Below are 375 nucleotides of genomic sequence, written 5' to 3'. Positions count from 1 at the left end.
ATCACCGCGCTGGTGATGATCGACCACGGCTGGACCTGGTGGGCCGCGGCGCTCGCCGGCATCGCGATCGGCGCCCTCATCGGCCTGGCGATCGGCTCGCTGGTGACGTTGCTCGGCATCCCGTCGTTCGTCGTGACCCTGGCCTTCTTCCTCGCGCTCCAGGCGGTGCCGCTCAAGCTGATCGGCTCCGGCGGCTCGCTGCGCTTCGACAACGAGGTCCTGCGCGGCCTGTCGATCAAGAACGTGCCGGTCACCGCGGGCTGGATCGCGGCGGTGCTCATCGTGATCGGCTTCGCGGCGGTGCAGCTCTTCCAGTACCGCACCCGCGCCACCCGCGGCCTGGTCCACAAACCGCTCGCGCTGGTGCTCGTCCAG

At 70.1% G+C, this 375-nt stretch carries 1 protein-coding gene; it reads left to right on the top strand.

All coding sequences use genetic code 11. The features are described 5' to 3' along the window. Nucleotides 1-375 (top strand): ABC transporter permease subunit (locus QWY28_RS23280; RefSeq protein ID WP_439117278.1); only part of this gene is annotated, 375 nt, incomplete at both ends.

Origin of the sequence: Nocardioides oceani (genome assembly GCF_030412965.1) — a bacterium.
In the GTDB taxonomy this organism is placed as follows: Bacteria; Actinomycetota; Actinomycetes; order Propionibacteriales; family Nocardioidaceae; genus Nocardioides; species Nocardioides oceani.
This window is presented reverse-complemented; position numbering and strand designations above follow the sequence as displayed.